General features: G+C 72.8%; 16 protein-coding genes, 1 other RNA gene and 1 pseudogene. 14 read left to right on the forward strand and 4 right to left on the reverse strand.

What is annotated here, in order from left to right; translation table 11 throughout:
* Together AB0G02_RS07825 and AB0G02_RS07830 are read right to left on the reverse strand one after the other, a co-directional pair.
* Positions 1-281: pseudogene (locus tag AB0G02_RS07825) on the reverse strand (fructosamine kinase); the annotation flags it as partial.
* Complete coding sequence (locus tag AB0G02_RS07830) at positions 278-733, reverse strand: low molecular weight protein-tyrosine-phosphatase (RefSeq protein ID WP_360791048.1); 456 nt, start codon at positions 731-733, stop codon at positions 278-280. The gene AB0G02_RS07830 and the pseudogene AB0G02_RS07825, both read right to left, overlap by 4 nt.
* 110 nt (positions 734-843) lie before the next feature.
* Here AB0G02_RS07830 and AB0G02_RS07835 point away from each other — a divergent pair, with 110 nt between their 5' ends.
* The 7 genes from AB0G02_RS07835 to AB0G02_RS07865 all read left to right on the forward strand — a co-directional run bounded on the left by AB0G02_RS07835 (position 844) and on the right by AB0G02_RS07865 (position 6,479).
* Positions 844-1,317 (forward strand): hypothetical protein, encoded by a 474-nt coding sequence (locus AB0G02_RS07835; protein ID WP_360790971.1) that lies wholly within the window; start codon positions 844-846, stop codon positions 1,315-1,317.
* Positions 1,318-1,447: 130 nt separating this feature from the next.
* Entirely contained in the window at positions 1,448-1,591 is a 144-nt protein-coding gene (locus tag AB0G02_RS07840) for a hypothetical protein (protein WP_360790974.1), read from the forward strand.
* A gap of 78 nt (positions 1,592-1,669) precedes the next feature.
* Complete coding sequence (locus AB0G02_RS07845; protein ID WP_360790977.1) at positions 1,670-2,677, forward strand: polyprenyl synthetase family protein; 1,008 nt, start codon at positions 1,670-1,672, stop codon at positions 2,675-2,677.
* Between the two features lie 40 nt (positions 2,678-2,717).
* Positions 2,718-3,761, forward strand: a complete 1,044-nt coding sequence (gene cobC / locus AB0G02_RS07850) for an Rv2231c family pyridoxal phosphate-dependent protein CobC (RefSeq protein ID WP_360790980.1) — start codon at positions 2,718-2,720, stop codon at positions 3,759-3,761.
* Entirely contained in the window at positions 3,758-4,588 is an 831-nt protein-coding gene (locus AB0G02_RS07855; protein ID WP_360790983.1) for a Nif3-like dinuclear metal center hexameric protein, read from the forward strand. Before cobC ends, AB0G02_RS07855 begins: the two co-directional genes overlap by 4 nt.
* Entirely contained in the window at positions 4,585-5,322 is a 738-nt protein-coding gene (locus AB0G02_RS07860; RefSeq protein WP_360790986.1) for a C4-type zinc ribbon domain-containing protein, read from the forward strand. The genes AB0G02_RS07855 and AB0G02_RS07860 overlap by 4 nt, the downstream gene beginning before the upstream one ends.
* Positions 5,319-6,479: a bifunctional RNase H/acid phosphatase gene (locus tag AB0G02_RS07865; RefSeq protein WP_360790989.1), complete on the forward strand. Its 1,161-nt coding sequence runs from the start codon at positions 5,319-5,321 to the stop codon at positions 6,477-6,479. Before AB0G02_RS07860 ends, AB0G02_RS07865 begins: the two co-directional genes overlap by 4 nt.
* Positions 6,480-6,495: 16 nt before the next feature.
* Here the strand turns inward: AB0G02_RS07865 and ssuE are convergent, their stop codons facing one another.
* Positions 6,496-7,053: an NADPH-dependent FMN reductase gene (gene ssuE / locus AB0G02_RS07870; protein WP_360790992.1), complete on the reverse strand. Its 558-nt coding sequence runs from the start codon at positions 7,051-7,053 to the stop codon at positions 6,496-6,498.
* Positions 7,054-7,275: 222 nt separating this feature from the next.
* Here ssuE and rnpB point away from each other — a divergent pair.
* Both rnpB and AB0G02_RS07880 read left to right on the forward strand, forming a co-directional pair.
* Positions 7,276-7,678: RNase P RNA component class A (gene rnpB, locus AB0G02_RS07875), an RNA gene on the forward strand.
* Positions 7,679-7,883: 205 nt separating this feature from the next.
* Positions 7,884-9,494, forward strand: coding sequence for a DUF6345 domain-containing protein (locus AB0G02_RS07880; protein ID WP_360790995.1), 1,611 nt, complete (start codon positions 7,884-7,886; stop codon positions 9,492-9,494).
* 160 nt (positions 9,495-9,654) lie between these two features.
* On the opposite strand, the gene AB0G02_RS07885 is transcribed toward AB0G02_RS07880, so the two are convergent.
* Entirely contained in the window at positions 9,655-9,999 is a 345-nt protein-coding gene (locus AB0G02_RS07885; RefSeq protein WP_360790998.1) for a hypothetical protein, read from the reverse strand.
* Positions 10,000-10,382: 383 nt separating this feature from the next.
* On the opposite strand from AB0G02_RS07885, the gene AB0G02_RS07890 reads away from it, so the two are divergent.
* From AB0G02_RS07890 to AB0G02_RS07910, 5 genes are read left to right on the forward strand one after another with little or no spacing between them, the layout of a single operon-like run.
* On the forward strand, positions 10,383-10,658 hold the full coding sequence (locus tag AB0G02_RS07890; protein WP_360791001.1) for a hypothetical protein: 276 nt from the start codon (positions 10,383-10,385) through the stop codon (positions 10,656-10,658).
* A 3-nt stretch (positions 10,659-10,661) separates the two neighbouring features.
* Complete coding sequence (locus AB0G02_RS07895) at positions 10,662-11,135, forward strand: hypothetical protein (RefSeq protein ID WP_360791004.1); 474 nt, start codon at positions 10,662-10,664, stop codon at positions 11,133-11,135.
* 25 nt (positions 11,136-11,160) lie between these two features.
* Complete coding sequence (locus AB0G02_RS07900) at positions 11,161-13,977, forward strand: ATP-binding protein (RefSeq protein ID WP_360791007.1); 2,817 nt, start codon at positions 11,161-11,163, stop codon at positions 13,975-13,977.
* A complete protein-coding gene (locus AB0G02_RS07905) occupies positions 13,974-15,878 on the forward strand; it encodes a hypothetical protein (RefSeq protein WP_360791010.1) in 1,905 nt (634 codons plus the stop codon). Before AB0G02_RS07900 ends, AB0G02_RS07905 begins: the two co-directional genes overlap by 4 nt.
* Positions 15,878-16,489: a hypothetical protein gene (locus tag AB0G02_RS07910; protein ID WP_360791013.1), complete on the forward strand. Its 612-nt coding sequence runs from the start codon at positions 15,878-15,880 to the stop codon at positions 16,487-16,489. Before AB0G02_RS07905 ends, AB0G02_RS07910 begins: the two co-directional genes overlap by 1 nt.
* Position 16,490: the final 1 nt, after the last annotated feature.

Here is a 16,490-nt window from a genome sequence, read left to right on the forward strand (position 1 = left end):
AACTCCTCCGCGGCACCCGGCGACGGCCGTCCCGGCTCGACGTGGTCGATCACCAGCCACCGCCCGTCGTGCGCGCGGACCCGCGGCACCGGTGGGCCGTCCGGCTCGGCCAGCCACCGCAGCGACGCGGCCTCGGCCACCACCGCGTGCGCCCCGTCGTGCCGCTTGACGACGACCCGGTCGCCGTCGGCCAGGTCGACCGCCCACACCGCGCCGCCCAGCGGCCGGACCTCGACGGCCGGCACGCCGGTCAGCCCGCCCGCCGCCCCCGCCGCGGTCACAGCCGCTCGCGCACCCACGCCAGCAGCCCCGGCACGGCCGCTTCCACCATCTCCACCACGCGGTCGAACCCCGGCTCGTCGCCGTAGTACGGGTCGGGCACGTCCACGCCGTCCGCGTCCGGGTCGAACGAGCGCAGCAGCCGGACCCGGTCCGGGTCGTCGACCATCCGCCGCAGCGCCCGCGCGTGCCCGGAGTCGAGCGCGACCAGCAGGTCCGCGTCGAGGTGGTCGTCACCGACCTGGGCGGCGGTGTGCTCGGTGGGGTAGCCGTTGTCGGCCAACGACCTGGCCGCGCGCGGGTCGGCCGGGTCGCCCACGTGCCAGCCGCCGGTGCCCGCGCTGGTCACCTCCACAAGATCACCCAGCCCGGCGCGGCGCAGGTGCTCGCGGAATATGATCGCGGCCACGGGGGACCGGCAGATGTTGCCGGTGCAGATGAACGAGACGGTCAGCGTCACGGCAGGCGAGTCTGCCAGGTCGGCTGTCGCGAGGTGCGCCGGCGAGCGGTGGCCCGCCACGCGCGCGGTTCCCCGGTCACCGGCTCTTGTTGGGGGTTTGACGCATGTCCGGGGTCGTGGTCGCGATCGTCGTGCTGCTCGCGGTCCTGGCGGCCGCCGGGGTGGCGGTGGCGGTGCGCCGCCGCTCGTGGCCGGAGACGCCCGTGTTCGCCCGGCCACGGCCGGTGACCTCACCCGGCGGACCGGTGCCGGATCCCAACGCGGGATTCTTCACCGACCGTGGTCTCTTGTTCCGGAAAAGGTATTTCTTCGTCGGCACGGGGTGCCCTCCGGTGCTGGTCGCTGATTTCTCGTCACTCGACGTGTTGCGTCGGGAACAGCCCGTGCGCATTGCCGCGTACGGCATTCGGGTGTGGTGGTGGTTCGAGGACGGGTTCTACCGGGAAGCAGCCGGCTTTGAGGCCGACGACGTGCGAGCATGGGTGCGTGAGCGGGAACGGGAGCTGCTGGCCCGGCAGGATCGGGCCCGGTTGCTGTCAGCGGCGGAAGAGAGTCTGAGAAAGCGTGATAACGAGTAACGAACTGGCCCGCCTTCCCGAAGCCAAAGGCGTGGGGAATGTGTCGGGAAGGAACGTGAATGAGTCACACCTGGATCGTGCGCGGGGTTCGTCCGTCCATTTCGGAACGGGTGTCCGGGAAGAGGTCTCGGTGGTCCGGGACGAACAGGCCGGGCGGCGACCGGTGGTGATCGAACCGACGCTGTGCCGTGCGGGCCGGGAGGTCCCCTCGGTGGTGCACCTGGTGCTGAGCCTCGCCCTGCTGTTCTTCGCGGTGACCGCCTCGATGCTCTGACCGCCGGAACGGGTCGGCGTCCGGGGGGCGTCCGATCGTCTCAGCGGGCTCTCAGGTCGGGGGCGGGACGATCACCGCGTGTCCACCGTGCGATCGTCAGACCAGCGGCCGTCCGCCGTGCCCTCCATGCCGGCGCTCGCCAGGGCGCTGCCGGAGGTCGAGGACCAGATCAGGGAGCTGGCGACGTCGTCGTCGCTGCCGATCGTGAACACCTTCACCGGCCGCATCACCGGCGCGGGCGGCAAGAGGCTGCGCTCGGTGCTCGTCCTGGCCGGTTCGCTGGCCGTGTCGGGCACGATCACCCCCAAGGCCGTCACCGCCGCCGCGTGCGTCGAACTGCTGCACGCCGGGTCGCTCGTGCACGACGACCTGATGGACAACGCCGAGGAACGCCGCGGCGTGCGCACGGTCAACGCGGACTGGGGCACCGGTCCGGCCGTCCTGGTGGGCGACTTCATGCTGGCCCGCGCCAGCCAGGCCGCGCTGGACCGGATCTCGCCGTTCGCCGCGCGCGCGCTCGCGCGGGCCGTCACCGACCTGGTGGAGGGTCAGGTGCTGGAGGTCGTCGACCTCTACGACGCGCACCGCAGCCCGGACAACGCCCTGCGGTCCATCGAGCTCAAGACCGGCGCGCTGTTCGAGGTGGGCTGCGTGCTGGCCGCGCACTGCGCCGACGCCGACGAGGCGACCACCGCCGCGATGGCCCGGTTCGGCGCGCTGTTCGGCCTGCTGTTCCAGCTCCTCGACGACCTGCTGGACCTCGCGTCCACCGCGCAGCGGCTCGGCAAGCCGGTCGGCAACGACATCCGCCAGGGCGTCTACACGGTGCCGCTGCTGCGGGCGTTGACCGACGACCAGCGCGCGTTGCTGGCCCGACGCGGTCGCGAGCTGACCGACGCCGAGCTGACCGGCCTGCTGGCCGAGCTGCGGCAGACCAGCCTGGTCGCGGACACCCTCGCGCACTGCACGTCGCTGGCCGCGCGGGCGGTGGCCGCGCTGCCGGACCTGCCCGACTCCGAGGCGCTGGGCATCCTGCGCGAGCTGCCGGGCGCCTACCTGGACTGGGCCGCCTCCCAGATGGGGTAGAGCGCGGGCCGGCCGGCGCAGGTCGCCTAGACTCGCGCCGATGACCAGCCAGGATTCCGGCCGGGCGCTGCTGCGCCACCACGGGGACGTCGACGCCGCACCCGGGCTCGTCGACTTCGCGGTGAACGTGCGGGTGCCGGCACCGCCCGCGTGGCTGCGGGACCGGCTGGTGGCCGCGCTCGACGGCCTGGGCTCCTACCCGGCCGCCGCCGCCGACGAACGCGCCCGCGCCGCCGTCGCCGCGAGGCACGGGCGGACCCCCGACGAGGTGCTGGTGCTCAACGGCGCCGCCGAGGGCTTCGCGCTGCTGCCCAACCTGCACCCCGGCCTGGCCGCGGTGGTGCACCCGTCGTTCACCGAGCCGGAGGTGGCGCTGCGGGACGCGGGCGTGCCGGTGCACCGCGTGCAGCTGTGGCCCGAGGACGACTACCGGCTGCGGCCCGACCTGGTGCCCGACGAGGCCGACCTAGTGGTGCTGGGCAACCCGACCAACCCGACGTCCGTGCTGCACCCGGCGGAGGTCGTGGCGTCGCTGAGCCGGCCCGGCCGGGTGCTGGTGGTCGACGAGGCGTTCGCGGACACCGCGCCCGGCGAGCCGGAGTCGCTGGCCGGGCGGGCCGACGTGCCGGGCCTGCTGGTGCTGCGCAGCCTGACCAAGACGTGGGGGCTGGCCGGCCTGCGCGCGGGCTACCTGCTGGGGTCGCCGCTGCTGCTGGAACGGCTCGCGCTGACCCGCCCGCAGTGGCCGGTGGGCAGCCTGGTGCTGGAGGCCGTCACGGCGTGCTGCGAGCCGGCGGCCGTGGCGGAGGCCGAGGCGCTGGCGCGCGAGGCGCGGGAGCACACCGCGCACGCCGTCGCCCGCCTGGGTGACCTGGTGGTCGTGCCGCCGGACGCGCCGTTCCTGCTGCTGCGGGTGCCGGAGGGGCGGAGGGTGCGCGAAGCGTTGCGGCACAAGGGGATCGCCGTGCGGCGGGGCGACACGTTCCCCGGTCTGACCCCCGACCACCTGCGCGTCGCCGTCCGCGCGCCGGAGGAGTTCGACGTGCTGGTGGACGCGCTGCGAGTCGTGCTGGAGGAGTGGTGACGACGCTCGGGGACGTGCTGGCCGCGCTGGAGGCGGTCTACCCGCCCGCGACCGCGGAGTCGTGGGACGCCGTCGGCCTCGTCTGCGGCGACCGCGCCGAACCCGTGTCCAGGGTGCTGTTCTGCGTCGACCCCGCCGAGTCCACAGTGGACGAGGCGGTCGAGGTCGGCGCCCAGCTCCTGGTGGCGCACCACCCGCTGATGCTGCGCGGCGTCACGGGCGTGCCCGCCGACGACCCCAAGGGCGCGCTGGTGCACCGGCTCATCCGCTCCGGCGTCGGCCTCTACACCGCGCACACCAATGCCGACGTGGCCGACCCCGGCGTCTCGGACGCCCTGGCCGACGCCCTCGGCCTGCGCGTCACCGGCCCGCTGGTCCCCGCACCCGAACCGCACTCGCGCACCGGCACCGGCCGCATCGGTGAGCTCGACCACCCCGAACCGCTGCGCGACTTCGCCCGGCGCGTCGCGGACGCGCTGCCCGCGACGGCGTGGGGCGTGCGGGCGGCCGGCGACCCGGACCGGCCGATCCGCCGCGTCGCGGTGTGCGGCGGCGCGGGCGACAGCTACCTGACCGCCGCGGCACGCGCGGGCGTGGACGCCTACGTCACCTCGGACCTGCGCCACCACCCGGCGGGCGAGCACCTGGCCGCGGGCGGACCCGCGCTGGTCGACGTGGCGCACTGGGCCGGTGAGTGGCCGTGGTGCGAGCAGGCGGCGCACGTCGTGCGCACCGCCTTCGGCGGTACCGTCGAAGTCCTCGTCTCGACCCGCCGGACCGACCCGTGGACCGTCGGCGTGACGAGCCGAACAGGAGGATCCCAGTGAAAGCCGATCCCGCCGTGCAGCGCAGGCTGCTCGACCTCGCCCAGGTCGACGCCGAACTGTCGCGCGTCACCCATCGGCGCCGCACGCTGCCCGAGATCGCGGAGATCGCGGAGGCGGAGAAGCAGGTCCGCGCCAAGACGGACGCGCTGACCACCATCGAGACGACCCTGGGCGACCTGGCGCGCGAGGTCAAGCGGCAGGAGACCGAGATCGACCAGGTCCGGGCCCGCGAGGAGCGCGACCGCAAGCTGCTGCAGGGCGGCTCCGTCGGCGCCAAGCAGCTCACCGACCTGGAGCACGAGCTGGCCACCCTCGGCCGCCGCCGCGCCGCGCTGGAGGACGACCTGCTGGAGCTGATGGAACGCCGCGAGGCCGTCGAGGCCGACATCCAGCACGCCCGGGTCGCGCTGGACAAGGCGCAGGAGGCGCTGTCGGACGCGGCCCGCCGCCGGGACAGCGCGCTGGCCGACCTGGAGTCGACCGAGACCAAGCGCACCTCCGACCGCAAGCTGATGACCGGCTCGTTCCCCGAGCCGCTGCTGGCGCTGTACGACCGGGTGCGCACGCACAAGGGCATCGGCGCGGCGCTGCTGCAGTCGCGGCGCTGCGGCGCGTGCCGCATCGAGCTGGACCGCAACGCGTTCGCCAAGGTCAAGGAGTCCGCGGCGGACGAGGTCATCCAGTGCGAGGAGTGCGGCGCGATCATGGTGCGCACCGGGGAATCGGGTCTGTGAGGGTCGTCGTCGAGGCCGACGGCGGCTCCCGCGGCAACCCCGGGCCCGCCGGGTACGGGGCCGTGGTGCTCGACGAGTCGGGCGCGGTGCTGGCCGAGCGGTCCGCGGGGATCGGCGTGGCCACCAACAACGTCGCCGAGTACCAGGGGCTCATCGCGGGGCTGCGCGCGGCGGCGGAGGTCGGCGCGTCCGCCGTGGACGTGCGGATGGACTCCAAGCTCGTGGTCGAGCAGATGTCGGGCCGGTGGAAGGTCAAGCACCCGTCCATGCAGCCGCTGGCCGCGGAGGCCCGTGAGGCGGCGCGCGCGTTCGACCGGGTGGCTTACGAGTGGATCCCGCGCGAGCGCAACCGGCGGGCCGACCGGCTGGCGAACCTGGCGATGGACGAGCAGGCGGGCGTGCCCAGGACCGATCCCGCGGCTCGGCCGTCGGAGACCCGCCAGACGGAGACCCGGCCGGGGGCACGGCAGTCGGAGGCCCGGCCGGAGCAGCGGTTGGCGGACTCGGCGGTCACCTCACCCGTGTCGTGGACCGGCGCGGTCGGTGAGCCGACCCGGCTCTACCTGCTGCGGCACGGCCAGACCGAGCTGTCGGTGGCCCGCCGCTACTCCGGGCGCGGCAACCCGCCGCTGACCGACGTCGGCCGTGAGCAGGCCGAGGCCGCGGCCCGCCGGTTGGCCAAGGTCGAGGGCCTGACCGCGGTGGTGTCGTCGCCGCTGGGGCGGGCGCGGGAGACGGCGGGGGCCGTCGCGGAGGCCACCGGCGCGGAGCTCTCGTGGGACGACGACCTGATCGAGACCGACTTCGGCGCGTGGGAGGGCCTGACCTTCTCCGAGGCCGCCGAGCGCGACCCCGACGTGCACCGGCGCTGGCTGGGCGACCCGTCCGTGCCACCGCCCGGCGGCGAGAGCTTCGACCAGGTGCACCACCGGGTGCGGCGGGCCCGCAACGGCATCGTGTCCCGCTTCGGGGGCGCGAACGTCGTCGTGGTCAGCCACGTCACGCCGATCAAGTCGCTGCTGCGGATGGCGCTGGACGTCGGCCCGTCGCTGCTGTTCCGGCTGCACCTGGACCTCGCGTCGCTGTCGGTGGTCGAGTTCTACCCCGACGGCCTCGCCTCCGTGCGGCTGGTCAACGACACCTCGCACCTGGGCTAGCCCCGAACACCCCGGGCTAGCCCGCGGGCCGCAGGCGGGGGCGCTCGCGTCGGAACCGGGCGTCCTCGACCGCGAGGGCGAACCGGTCCACCGCGTCACCGATGGCGACCGCGGCCCTCGGCGCGATCGTCCCGCCGTCGATGTCGGAGTCCAGCACGAATTGACCGCGCAACACGGAATCCGCGCCTTTGCTCGCGAGCAGCGGGTTCAACGCGTAGTCCATCGCGACCAGGAATCCCTGGCTGCCGCCGGTCGCCAACGGGAGGATCACCCGACCGCGCAACGCCTTCTTCGGCAACAGGTCGACCAGCGCCTTGACCAGACCGCTGTAGGCCGCGCGGTAGACCGGGCTGGCGACGACGATGCCGTCCGCGCGCAGCACCGCGGCGACCGCGTCACCGATCTCCGGGTCCCTCAGGTCCTCGGTGAGCAGCGGCAACGTCGGGAGTTGGCGGACGTGCAGGGTCTGCACCCCGTACCCGGCCGCGCGCAGCAACCCGTCCACGTGCGCGACGAGGACGCCGGTCCGGGACGTCGGTGAAGGACCGCCGGAAATCATCAGAATGGAGGACATGGATCGCTGACACCTTTCGGGAAAAGGCTCTGGGTACGAGGTAAAAACTGTCAGCGACAACAGATCGCGGCGGCGGTGCGGCCGAAGTCGACGTGCCGGCGGCGGGTGAGTCCCCCGATTCCTGCCATGGTTGCGAGTAGAGCAGCAAGCCCACATCACGACAAGGTTTCGCACACCTGGTTCCACAGCCTGGGAACCCGCCGGTACCCTGGTGCCCGCGGATGAGTCGGCAGGGCGGCCGCGTCGACGGGTCCCCCGGGACCCGCCGCCGAGGAAAGTCCGGACTCCACAGGGCAGGGTGGTTGTCAACGGCAACCAGGGGCGACCCTCGGGACAGTGCCACAGAGAACAGACCGCCCCGGTGCGAGCCGGGGTAAGGGTGAAACGGTGGTGTAAGAGACCACCAGCGTCCCCGGTGACGGGAACGGCTAGGTAAACCCCACCCGGAGCAAGGCCAAGAGGGTGCCGCGAGGCACCTGCGCAGGCGTTCGAGGGCTGCCCGCCCGATGCCTGCGGGTAGGCCGCAAGAGCCTGCCGGCGACGGCAGGCCGAGATGGATGGCCGCCGAACGGGACCGCCGCGAGGCGCCCGGGAACAGAATCCGGCTTACGGTCCGACTCATCCGCCCCTTCCCGCGTCCGACCGCGCCCGTTCGGCCGGACGCGTTCCGCCGCGGTGCCGACCTGGGTGTCCGCCTGTAGATCCCTTGTCGCGCAACGGTGTTACACAAGTGGGGCCGTTCGAGTGGTTGTCGGTATCAACCCCCTCCGGCGTGAGTCCTCCCCGCAGACCGCGGGCCCTGCCCCGCGGTACCACGAGGAGGGGAAACCATGTCCACCACGAGACGGCGAGCCACCACCTGGCTCGCCCTGACCGGCCTGACGGCCGCGGCGGCCATCACCGGGTCCGCCGCCACCGCCGCGGCCGCACCGGCGGAGCTGCCGGTGTACGAGGTCCGGTCCACCGGCCTCACCCCGGACCAGGCCGCGGCCCTGCAACGCGCGTTCGGCCTCAAGGACGTCCAGCGCGCCGAGGACGGCTCGGTGTCGTTCGCCGACGAGGCGACCTACTTGCGCGTGCCCGGCCTGGACAGGGGCGCGGGCAAGCCGGACGAGGACGGCGCCGGCACCACGCTGACGGCGCTCGACCTCGACGCCCTGCAACGGCTGCGCGCCATCCCGGTCGAGGACGCCACCAAGAAGGCCCTCGAAGCCCTGCGCGGGGCCGGGCTGCTGCCCGGCAACGCCACCCCCACCGCCCGGCAGACGACGTTCGAGGTCGTCGACGCGGGCGAGAAGCCCGTGCTCACCGCACCGCTGGACACCGCGGTGTCGTTCGCCTTCACCCTCGACGGCGTGCCGCTGGAGGGGCCGGGCGCGAAGCTCCGCGTGGCGTTCGACGGGCAGGGCGCCGTCACGGGCCTCACCCACAGCACGCGTGACGTGGTGAAGTCGGGCACCGTGCCGGTGCTGACCCTGGACGAGGGCCGGGACCGGTGCGCCGAGGTCTTCGGCACGAGCGTGCGGCCGACCACCGTGTCGTACGTGTACGAGGCGCCCGCGCTGGCGGAGAAGGTCGGTCGGCTGGAACCGGGTCTGCGGTGCGAGGGCCTGAACGCCGACGGCGCGGAGGTCCAGTCGGTCATCGTGGGCGCGGCCGTGGACGCCCGGCTGCCGCAGCCGGGCGAGGGTCAGCCGCCGCGCGCGGAGACCGCGTTCAGCCCGCAGTGGACCAACCGGGTCGACGTCGGCAGCGAGGGCACCGGCCCGTGCTCCGGCCTGCCGTGGACGGGGAGCAACCTGGCGTCGTTCAACAACAGGTTCACCGCCGCGGGCGTGCCGGTGCAGTTCAGCTGGCTCAACCAGAACGCCTGGGAGCGCGACTTCAAGGACCCGGTGTTCGCGGGCGGCCAGGACCAGCTCTACGCCGACGACGTCGACCTGACGTACTGGCAGGGCCACGGCTCGCCGACCGGCTTCTCGTTCGCCGGGTGCAGCAGCAACACCGACACGTTCCTGTCGAACAACGACGCCCGGTGGGGCAACCGCGACGTCGAGTGGATGAGCCTGTTCACCTGCTCGATCCTGAAGGGCTCGTCGGGCGGGCAGAGCTGGGCGACGCGCTGGGGCCGGGCGTTCCGCGGCCTGCACCAGATCAACAGCTTCGACACCGTGTCGTACCACAGCGCCGTGCACGGCGGGAAGTTCGCCAACTACCTCGTGCGGACGCCGTTCCTGTTCTGGAACCGGCCGATGAAGGTCCGCGACGCGTGGGCGCAGGCGTCGATCGACACCCAGCCGGCGTCCGTGACGTGGTCGACCATGGGCCCGATCGGCTCCGGCGGGCTCGCCAACTTCAACGACTACTTCTGGAACAAGGGCCCGGTCGGCCCGGACACCCTGCCGACCAACGGCTACTGGCGCATCTCCGGGTCCAGCTGACCCGCACCGCGTGACCGAGGGGTCCCTTCCGCGCCTGGGGGTGGGAAGGGGCCCCTTCGCGCCGTCCGGGTGCGCTGAGCGTTCAACTCGGGTGTCCTGGACGTAGGACTCTCGCGACGTGAACGTAGGACTCTCGCGGTCCGGAGGTAGGACACGCGGGCTAGGCGCGGCGGGAGGGGCGGCCCGGCGGCATGCGGAACACCGGGCGGAAGGCCTCGCCGTTGTTGTAGCGGCGCTCCAGCTCGGCCACGTAGGCCTCGACGGCCGGGTTGACGATGTCGGCCAGGCTGCGCACTCCCGCAGTCGCCTCGTACGCCGCCAGGTAGGTCGCCGCCGCCCGCGCGCGGGCCAGCACGTCCTGGTCGAAGTTGACCGTCCGCTGCACCCGCCGCCCGGTTTGTCGGTCCCCACCGGTAACCTGATCTTCGCCCGAGACGGTGACGGAGACGGTGATCTCGTTCACTCCGGTGGCTGGTTCGGGCACGGCCTCGGGCGGCTGGGTCATCGGCGAGCCTCCTCGGCTTCGTCACGTCGGCACACGGGCCGTTCGGGTGCCCGCCGCTCGGCCGGACGGGGGAGTCGAGGTGCCCGGCGGGAAGTGGGCTTGAGGTCGTGCACACTGTGCGTGACCAGGGGGTTCGCAGTCGGGTGAACTATCTCAGCAATCGGGAGAATCCGGGGACGTCGGTTCTCCACCGGCTTCCCCCCAACCATGATGTTCGTGGTCAGATTAGACGTAATCCACTGCCAGGGGAACGGTTCTTGATCTACGCACCGCTGATCGCCAGATACACCTGGTGACGAAGACGTGTTCTACTCGATAGCGCACCAACCGGACGGGCACCCCTCGGCCCGCCCGGCGAAGTCCTGCGTACTCAGGAGTACGAGATGACCGCCTTGACCCTGGTAACACTCGCCCAGCAGCCGCCCGCCCTGGGCACAGGCGGGGTGCGCCAGTGGATCCTCGACAACCTGGTCCCCCTGCTCTTGCTGACCGTCGCGGTCCTGCTGCTCTGGCTCGGCGGCGGCAAGGGCGACAACGCGGGGGTCATGCGCCGCCTGGGCGGCGTCATCATCGCGTTGGCGATCATCGGACTGGCCGTGACCACGAACGCGGGCGCCAACATCGGCTCGTGGATCGCGGGCCTGTTCACCGGCGGGTGACCCTTGCGGGTACGCACTGACGACGAGGTCTACCGGGTCGACGCCGTCTGGCTCGGCCCGCCCAAGGCGACCTTCCCGTGGCGTGCGCGTTACGTCGCGTGGGGTGTCGGCATCGTGGTGTTCCTGCTGGTCACCGCTGTCCAGCGCCAGCTCGGCTTCGGTTTCGACTTCATCAACACCGGCTGGGGCTTCGTGGTCACAGTCGCGCTGACCAGGTTCATCTGCGCCCGGATCAGCCACGAGCGCCCGCTGTCGTCGGTGATGACGATGTGGGTGCGCGAGCTGACCTCGCCGCGGGAGACGACGTCGGGTCGGGGTGGCGCGGCCAGCGCCGCCCGGATCCGGGTCAACCCGCAGCGCCCCCGCAGGCGTCAGAAGAAGGTGGCGAAACGCGCGAGCGCCGCCACCCGATCCCAGCACCGCACGCAGCAAGACCGCCGTCAGAAGGAGGTGCGCGGTGTTCGGACGCCGGCGTGACCGTGACCGACGATCCGCTGCGCACGTGGCCCAGCACGCCGCCGCCGCGCGCGACGACCGCAAGGTCTACAGCAAGAGGGGTCGCCGCCTGCCGGGCGAGCAGTCGGTGCCGAGCTACACACCGTCGATCGCCGCCCGCAGCATCGACGGCCACCTGCTGCGCACCGGCCAGGAGGTCTACGCCTGGTACCGGCTCGCGCCGCAGCGCTGGTCGTTCCGGTCGGACTCGCAGCGCCAGGACCTGATCGCGGCGATCGCGGGCCAGTACGCCGAGCTGCAGGGCCGCTGGATGCACCTGCGCGTGACGACCCGGCCCTACCCGATCCGGATGTGGGCCGAGGCGCACGTGCACAACGCCGTGCGGCGGCTGCCCGACACCCCCGGCACGCTGAGCTTCGACGACTACATGGTCGGCGAGCAGCAGCAGCTGATGGGCCGGTCGATGGCGGAGAAGGAGGTCTACCTCGGCGTCCAGGTGCAGACCCGCAACATGATGGACCGCGCGGTCGAACGCGCCGCCCCCGTGCTGCGCAAGGTCTTCCCGGACGCGGTGGACGCCGAGCTGGTCGCCATCGAGTCCGAGATCGACCACCTCGACCAGGTGATCGGCTCCGCGGGCCTCGAGGGCCGGCCGGCCACGGCCGAGGAGATGTCCTGGCTGATGCACCGGTCGTGCTCGCTGGGCCTGCCCGCGCCGCGCAACCTGCCCGCCGTGCCGGGTGCGCCGTGGGAGCCGGAGGACCTGGCGTCGTTCACCGACGCGGCGGACTTCCACCAGGAGCCGTACTCCCCGACGGTCACCGTCCGGGGCCGCACCGGCTCGAACGCGGGCATCAAGCGGCACGTCGCCGTGCTCACCGTGGGCCTGATGCACGGCCTGCAGATCCCCGAGCAGGACGACCCGTGGGTGCAGCGCTCGGACCGGCTGCCCGCCGCGGTGGAGTGGTCGGCGCGGATCTACGTGCGGCGTCCCGAAGAGGTCTCCGGCGAGCTGCAGCGGCAGATGAGCAAGGTGCGCTCGCAGGTGCGCCACTACACCGACGAGCACGAGCTGGACCCGCCGCAGTCGTTGGCGCGGCAGGCGTCGCGGGTGCTGGAGATCGACGACGAGATGACGTCGGGCTTCACCGCGCTGGGCACGCGGGTGCGCAGCTGGTGGCGGCTCGCGGTGTCCGGGCCGACCGAGCGCGAGGCGCTGCGCCTGGCCCAGGGCCTGCTCGACCTCTACAAGCCGAAGGTGGCCATCGAGCACCCCGAGGCGCAGTACGCGATCGCCCGCGAGTTCATCCCCGGCGAGCCGCTGTCGTCCTCGGCCTACCTGCGCCGCGGCTCGGTGCTGTGGGCGGCGAGCGCCGTCCCGACCGCCACCGCCGAGGTGGGCGACCGGCGCGGCATCCTCCTGGGCGAGACGGTGACGGCGACCCGCCGCCCCGTGGCCTGGGACCCGTGGATGGCGCAGGAGCTGCGCGACTCGTCCGGCCTGACCGCGATGGTCGCGGGCCTGGGCGCGGGCAAGTCGTTCCTCGGCGGCGGCATCGTCTACAAGACGCTGCGCGCCGGGGCGCACTGGACGCTGCTCGACCCGTCCGGCCCGCTGGCCGCGCTGTGCGAGCTGCCCGAGCTCAAGCCCTACGCCCGACCGATCAACCTGCTCAACGCCCAGGCGGGCATCCTCAACCCGTACCGGGTGGTGGCCGAGCCGCAGCTCGACCACTTCATGGACGAGGAGGACCCGGAACGGGCCTGGCGGCGCGAGCGCGCGCTGGCCGCGGCCACCCGCCGACGCCTGGTGCTGGACGTGCTGTCCGGCCTGCTGCCGTACGAGGTGGCCCGGCTGCCGCAGACCCGGATCGTGCTGCTGCGCGCGGTCCGCACGGTCGGCGGCCGGCCCGACGCGCACCCCGGTCTGGTGTTCGAGGCGCTGCGCCGGGACGCGAGCGAGCACCACGAGCACGCGGTCGTCGTCGCGGACTTCCTCGACGAGATGCGGGAGCGCATGTCGCTGCTCATCCCCGAGCAGGACGCCGACCCGTACAACGAGGCGCGCGACGACCGGCTGACCGTGCTGACCATGGCGGGCCTGAACCTGCCGAAGGACGGCGTGGGCCGCGAGCACTGGACGGACGCGGAAGCGCTCGGCGTGGAGATGCTGAACCTCGCCGCGTGGCTGACCCAGCGGTCGATCTACGAGCGGCCCAAGGACCTGCGCAAGGGCGTCTGGATCGACGAGGCGTTCTTCCTGTCCGAGGTCCCGACCGGTCGCGTGCTGATGAACCGGTTCGCCCGCGACTCCCGCAAGTGGAACGTCCGCGTGCTGCTGTCGTCCCAGATCCCGGCGGACTTCCTGAAGATCCAGGGGTTCGTCACCCTGCTCGACTCGGTGTTCGTCGGCCGGTTGGACGACGACAACGCCCAGGCCGACGCGTTGCGGCTGCTCAAGGTGCCGGTGGGCGCCGGCTACGAGCAGGTCGTGGCGTCGCTGGGCCGCCGTCCCGGCGGTGTCCGCACCAACGTCGAACGCGACCGCGCGCCGCGGCAGTTCATCTTCGGCGACGGCGCGGGCGGCGTGGAGCGGATCCGGGTGGACTTCTCCGGACCGCACCTGGAGCACCTGCGCAACGCGCTCGACACCACGCCGGACGCCCTGCGCGAGGGCGCGGACTCGACCGAGGTCGAGGTGTCCTCGCCGCCGCAGGACCCGTTCGCCTACGCCGAGCAGTACAGCGACGAGTACGACGACGAGCTGGCGGCCGACCTGGAGGTCGGGTTGACCGACGAGCTGGTCGACTCGGCGCACGGCGAGGGAGGAAACCGCCGACCGGGCCGGGAAGGGACCGCATGACCATCCTCGTCCTGGTGGCGCTGGTCGCCGTCGCGCTGCGCGCGCGACGGCGTTTCAGACACGCCCAAGAGCACGCGGTGGCCGTCGGCAAGCCGAGCCGCGCGCGGTGGCGCGCGATGGCCGTGGTGGTCGCGATCGTCGGCCTGCAGGTGGTCGTCGGCGCGATGCCGGCCCAGGCCGCGCCGTGCGGTGAGGCGCCGAACCCGGAACGGCCGGGGTCGGGCATGGTCGGCGCGGTCGACCCGCCGATCGGCAACGGCCTGCCGGAGACGCCGTACCTCAACTACGGGTACGCGGGCATGGTCTGGCACACCTACCAGGAGAAGTGCCTGGTGCCCAACGCCACCCCGGTGCTGGACACCTGGATGGGCAACCAGCTGTTCAACGTCGGCAAGAACATCGTCGGCGCGACGAACGCCCTGCACTACACCGTCGTCGGCCAGGGCCTGCTGCAACCGCTGGACGAGGCGGTGAAGGGCGGCGTCCAGCGCGTCTACGACAACGTCTACCTGCGCTGGTTCGGCCTGGTCGCGCTGATCCTGGCGGTGCTGATGTTCCGCCAGATCTGGCAGGGCGACCTGGCGTCGATCAGCAAGCGCGGGTTGTGGGCGCTGGCCGCGATGTGGCTGGCGACGTCCACCCTGGCGCTGCCGCAGTTCTACGACCTGCTGGACAACACGTTGGTCACCAAGACCTCGGAGATCCAGGCCGGGTTCATCAGCGTCGAGCCGGGCCAGGACCAGCTGGACGTGCTGCCGTCGCGGCTGCACGACTCGGTGGTCTACCAGAGCTGGCTGCGCGGCGAGTTCGGCTCGCCCGAGGCGCCGCAGGCCCACGACTTCGGCCCGAAGCTGCTGGGCGCGCAGGCGTGGACGGTGCAGGAACTGGCCGACCACAAGGACGGCGACCAGGCCGCGCTCGACCGCAAGAAGGCCGAGTACAAGGACGTCTACGCGCAGCTCGGCGCGTCGAAGGGCTACTTCAGCGGCGAGGACGGCGGCCGCACCGGCGCCGGGTTCCTGTCGCTGCTGCAGGCCGTCGCGTTCTCGTTGTTCCAGCTGTTCGCGAAGGCCGCGGTGCTGCTGGCGCAACTGCTGCTGCGGGTGTTCACGTTGGCGGGCCCGCTCATCGGCCTCGTCGCGCTGATCCACCACGACCTGCTGCGCAAGGTCGCCCGCGCGGCGGCCGTGACGGTGTTCAACGTGCTGGTGCTGGCGGTGCTGGCGGGCACGCACGCGCTGCTGCTCCAGGCGATCTTCAACGCGAGCGGGTTGACGCTGCTGACCAAGGCGCTGCTCGGGTTGATGCTGACGCTGGTGTGCTTCGTGGTCGGCAAACCGCTGCGCCGGATGTGGCAGATGGTCGAGATGTCCGTCGGCTCCGCGAGCAGCGCGCTGCCGATGCGCGGCGGCGTCCTGTCCCGGCTGCGCAAGCGCAGGGAGGGACCGTCGCCGCAGGAGGAGTTCTGGGACACCGTGCGCGACGCGGACCCGGACGGCCCCGAGGTGCCGCAGCGCGACCGGCGGCGGGTGCGGCCCGAGGCGGCCAACCCGGTGGCGGCGACCGCGCAGCGGTTGGACCGGGCCGGCAACAGCGTGGGCGAGCTGGGCGTCGGCGTCAGCGGGAACCGCACGGCGGCGCTGCCCTCCGGCGCGCACGGCGGTCCGGCGGCGCTGCCGTCCGGGCGGTCGCGGGTGGTCGACGCGCCGCCCATCGCGGACCGGAACTACGACCGGCTCGACGAAGCGGTCCTGGTGCCGTCGCGGGTCGGCGGGACCGGTCGGGTCCTGGACGCGCCCACCGTGCCGGGGCCGCGACGCGCGGAGACCGAGGTCGTGGCCGGACGACAGGTCCACGTGATCTACCGGCCGTCACGCGGCCTCGAGGTCAGGGACAGCTGATGCCGATCCGCACCAATCGCGGCCGCGCGGCCGTGTACCGACGCCTGTGGGGCTGGCCGTTGCGCTCGCCCCGGCACCTCGGCGCCACGATCATCGGCGTGGTCGTGCTGATCACCGTGATCAGCACGGTGATCCCGGCCGTGCTCAAGCCGCGGACCGGCGGTGGCGGCCAGGCGGGCACCACGTCGACCGTCGTGACCGGCGGCAGCGGCGGCAACCAGATCGGCGTGCTGCCGACCGTGACGTCGACCCCGTTGCCCACCAAGGCGTCGAGCCCCACGCCCGCACCCAGCTCGGCGCCGGTCAACGCGGACGCCCGGCTGGTGGCCGACATGTGGGTGGACGCGTTCAGCTCCTACCAGGCGGGCAAGACGACCAAGGAGAAGTGGCTGGCCGGGCTCAAGCCCCACACGTCCGACGAGCTGTTCCCTCGGTTGGCGTCGATCGAACCGGCGAACGTGCCGGTGGTGATCGACCAGCCGCTCAAGCCGATCAAGTCGTTCACCGAATCGGCGGAGTTCGAGGCGCAGCTGGAGGAGGGGAAGCTGATCGTGACCGTGGTGAAGCTCCCCGAGGGTTGGCGCGTGCACGAGTTCGACAAGGTGGGCTGAG

The organism is Actinosynnema sp. NPDC023658, assembly GCF_040639995.1.
In the GTDB taxonomy this organism is placed as follows: Bacteria; Actinomycetota; Actinomycetes; order Mycobacteriales; family Pseudonocardiaceae; genus Actinosynnema.

Bases quoted from the DNA above. Each gene is read 5' to 3' on its own strand.
- AB0G02_RS07835 (WP_360790971.1), top strand. From the start codon at position 844: ATGTCCGGGGTCGTGGTCGCGATCGTCGTGCTGCTCGCGGTCCTGGCG.
- cobC (WP_360790980.1), top strand. From the start codon at position 2,718: ATGACCAGCCAGGATTCCGGCCGGGCGCTGCTGCGCCACCACGGGGAC.
- ssuE (WP_360790992.1), bottom strand. From the start codon at position 7,053: ATGTCCTCCATTCTGATGATTTCCGGCGGTCCTTCACCGACGTCCCGG.
- AB0G02_RS07880 (WP_360790995.1), top strand. From the start codon at position 7,884: ATGTCCACCACGAGACGGCGAGCCACCACCTGGCTCGCCCTGACCGGC.
- AB0G02_RS07885 (WP_360790998.1), bottom strand. From the start codon at position 9,999: ATGACCCAGCCGCCCGAGGCCGTGCCCGAACCAGCCACCGGAGTGAAC.
- AB0G02_RS07890 (WP_360791001.1), top strand. From the start codon at position 10,383: ATGACCGCCTTGACCCTGGTAACACTCGCCCAGCAGCCGCCCGCCCTG.
- AB0G02_RS07905 (WP_360791010.1), top strand. From the start codon at position 13,974: ATGACCATCCTCGTCCTGGTGGCGCTGGTCGCCGTCGCGCTGCGCGCG.
- AB0G02_RS07910 (WP_360791013.1), top strand. From the start codon at position 15,878: ATGCCGATCCGCACCAATCGCGGCCGCGCGGCCGTGTACCGACGCCTG.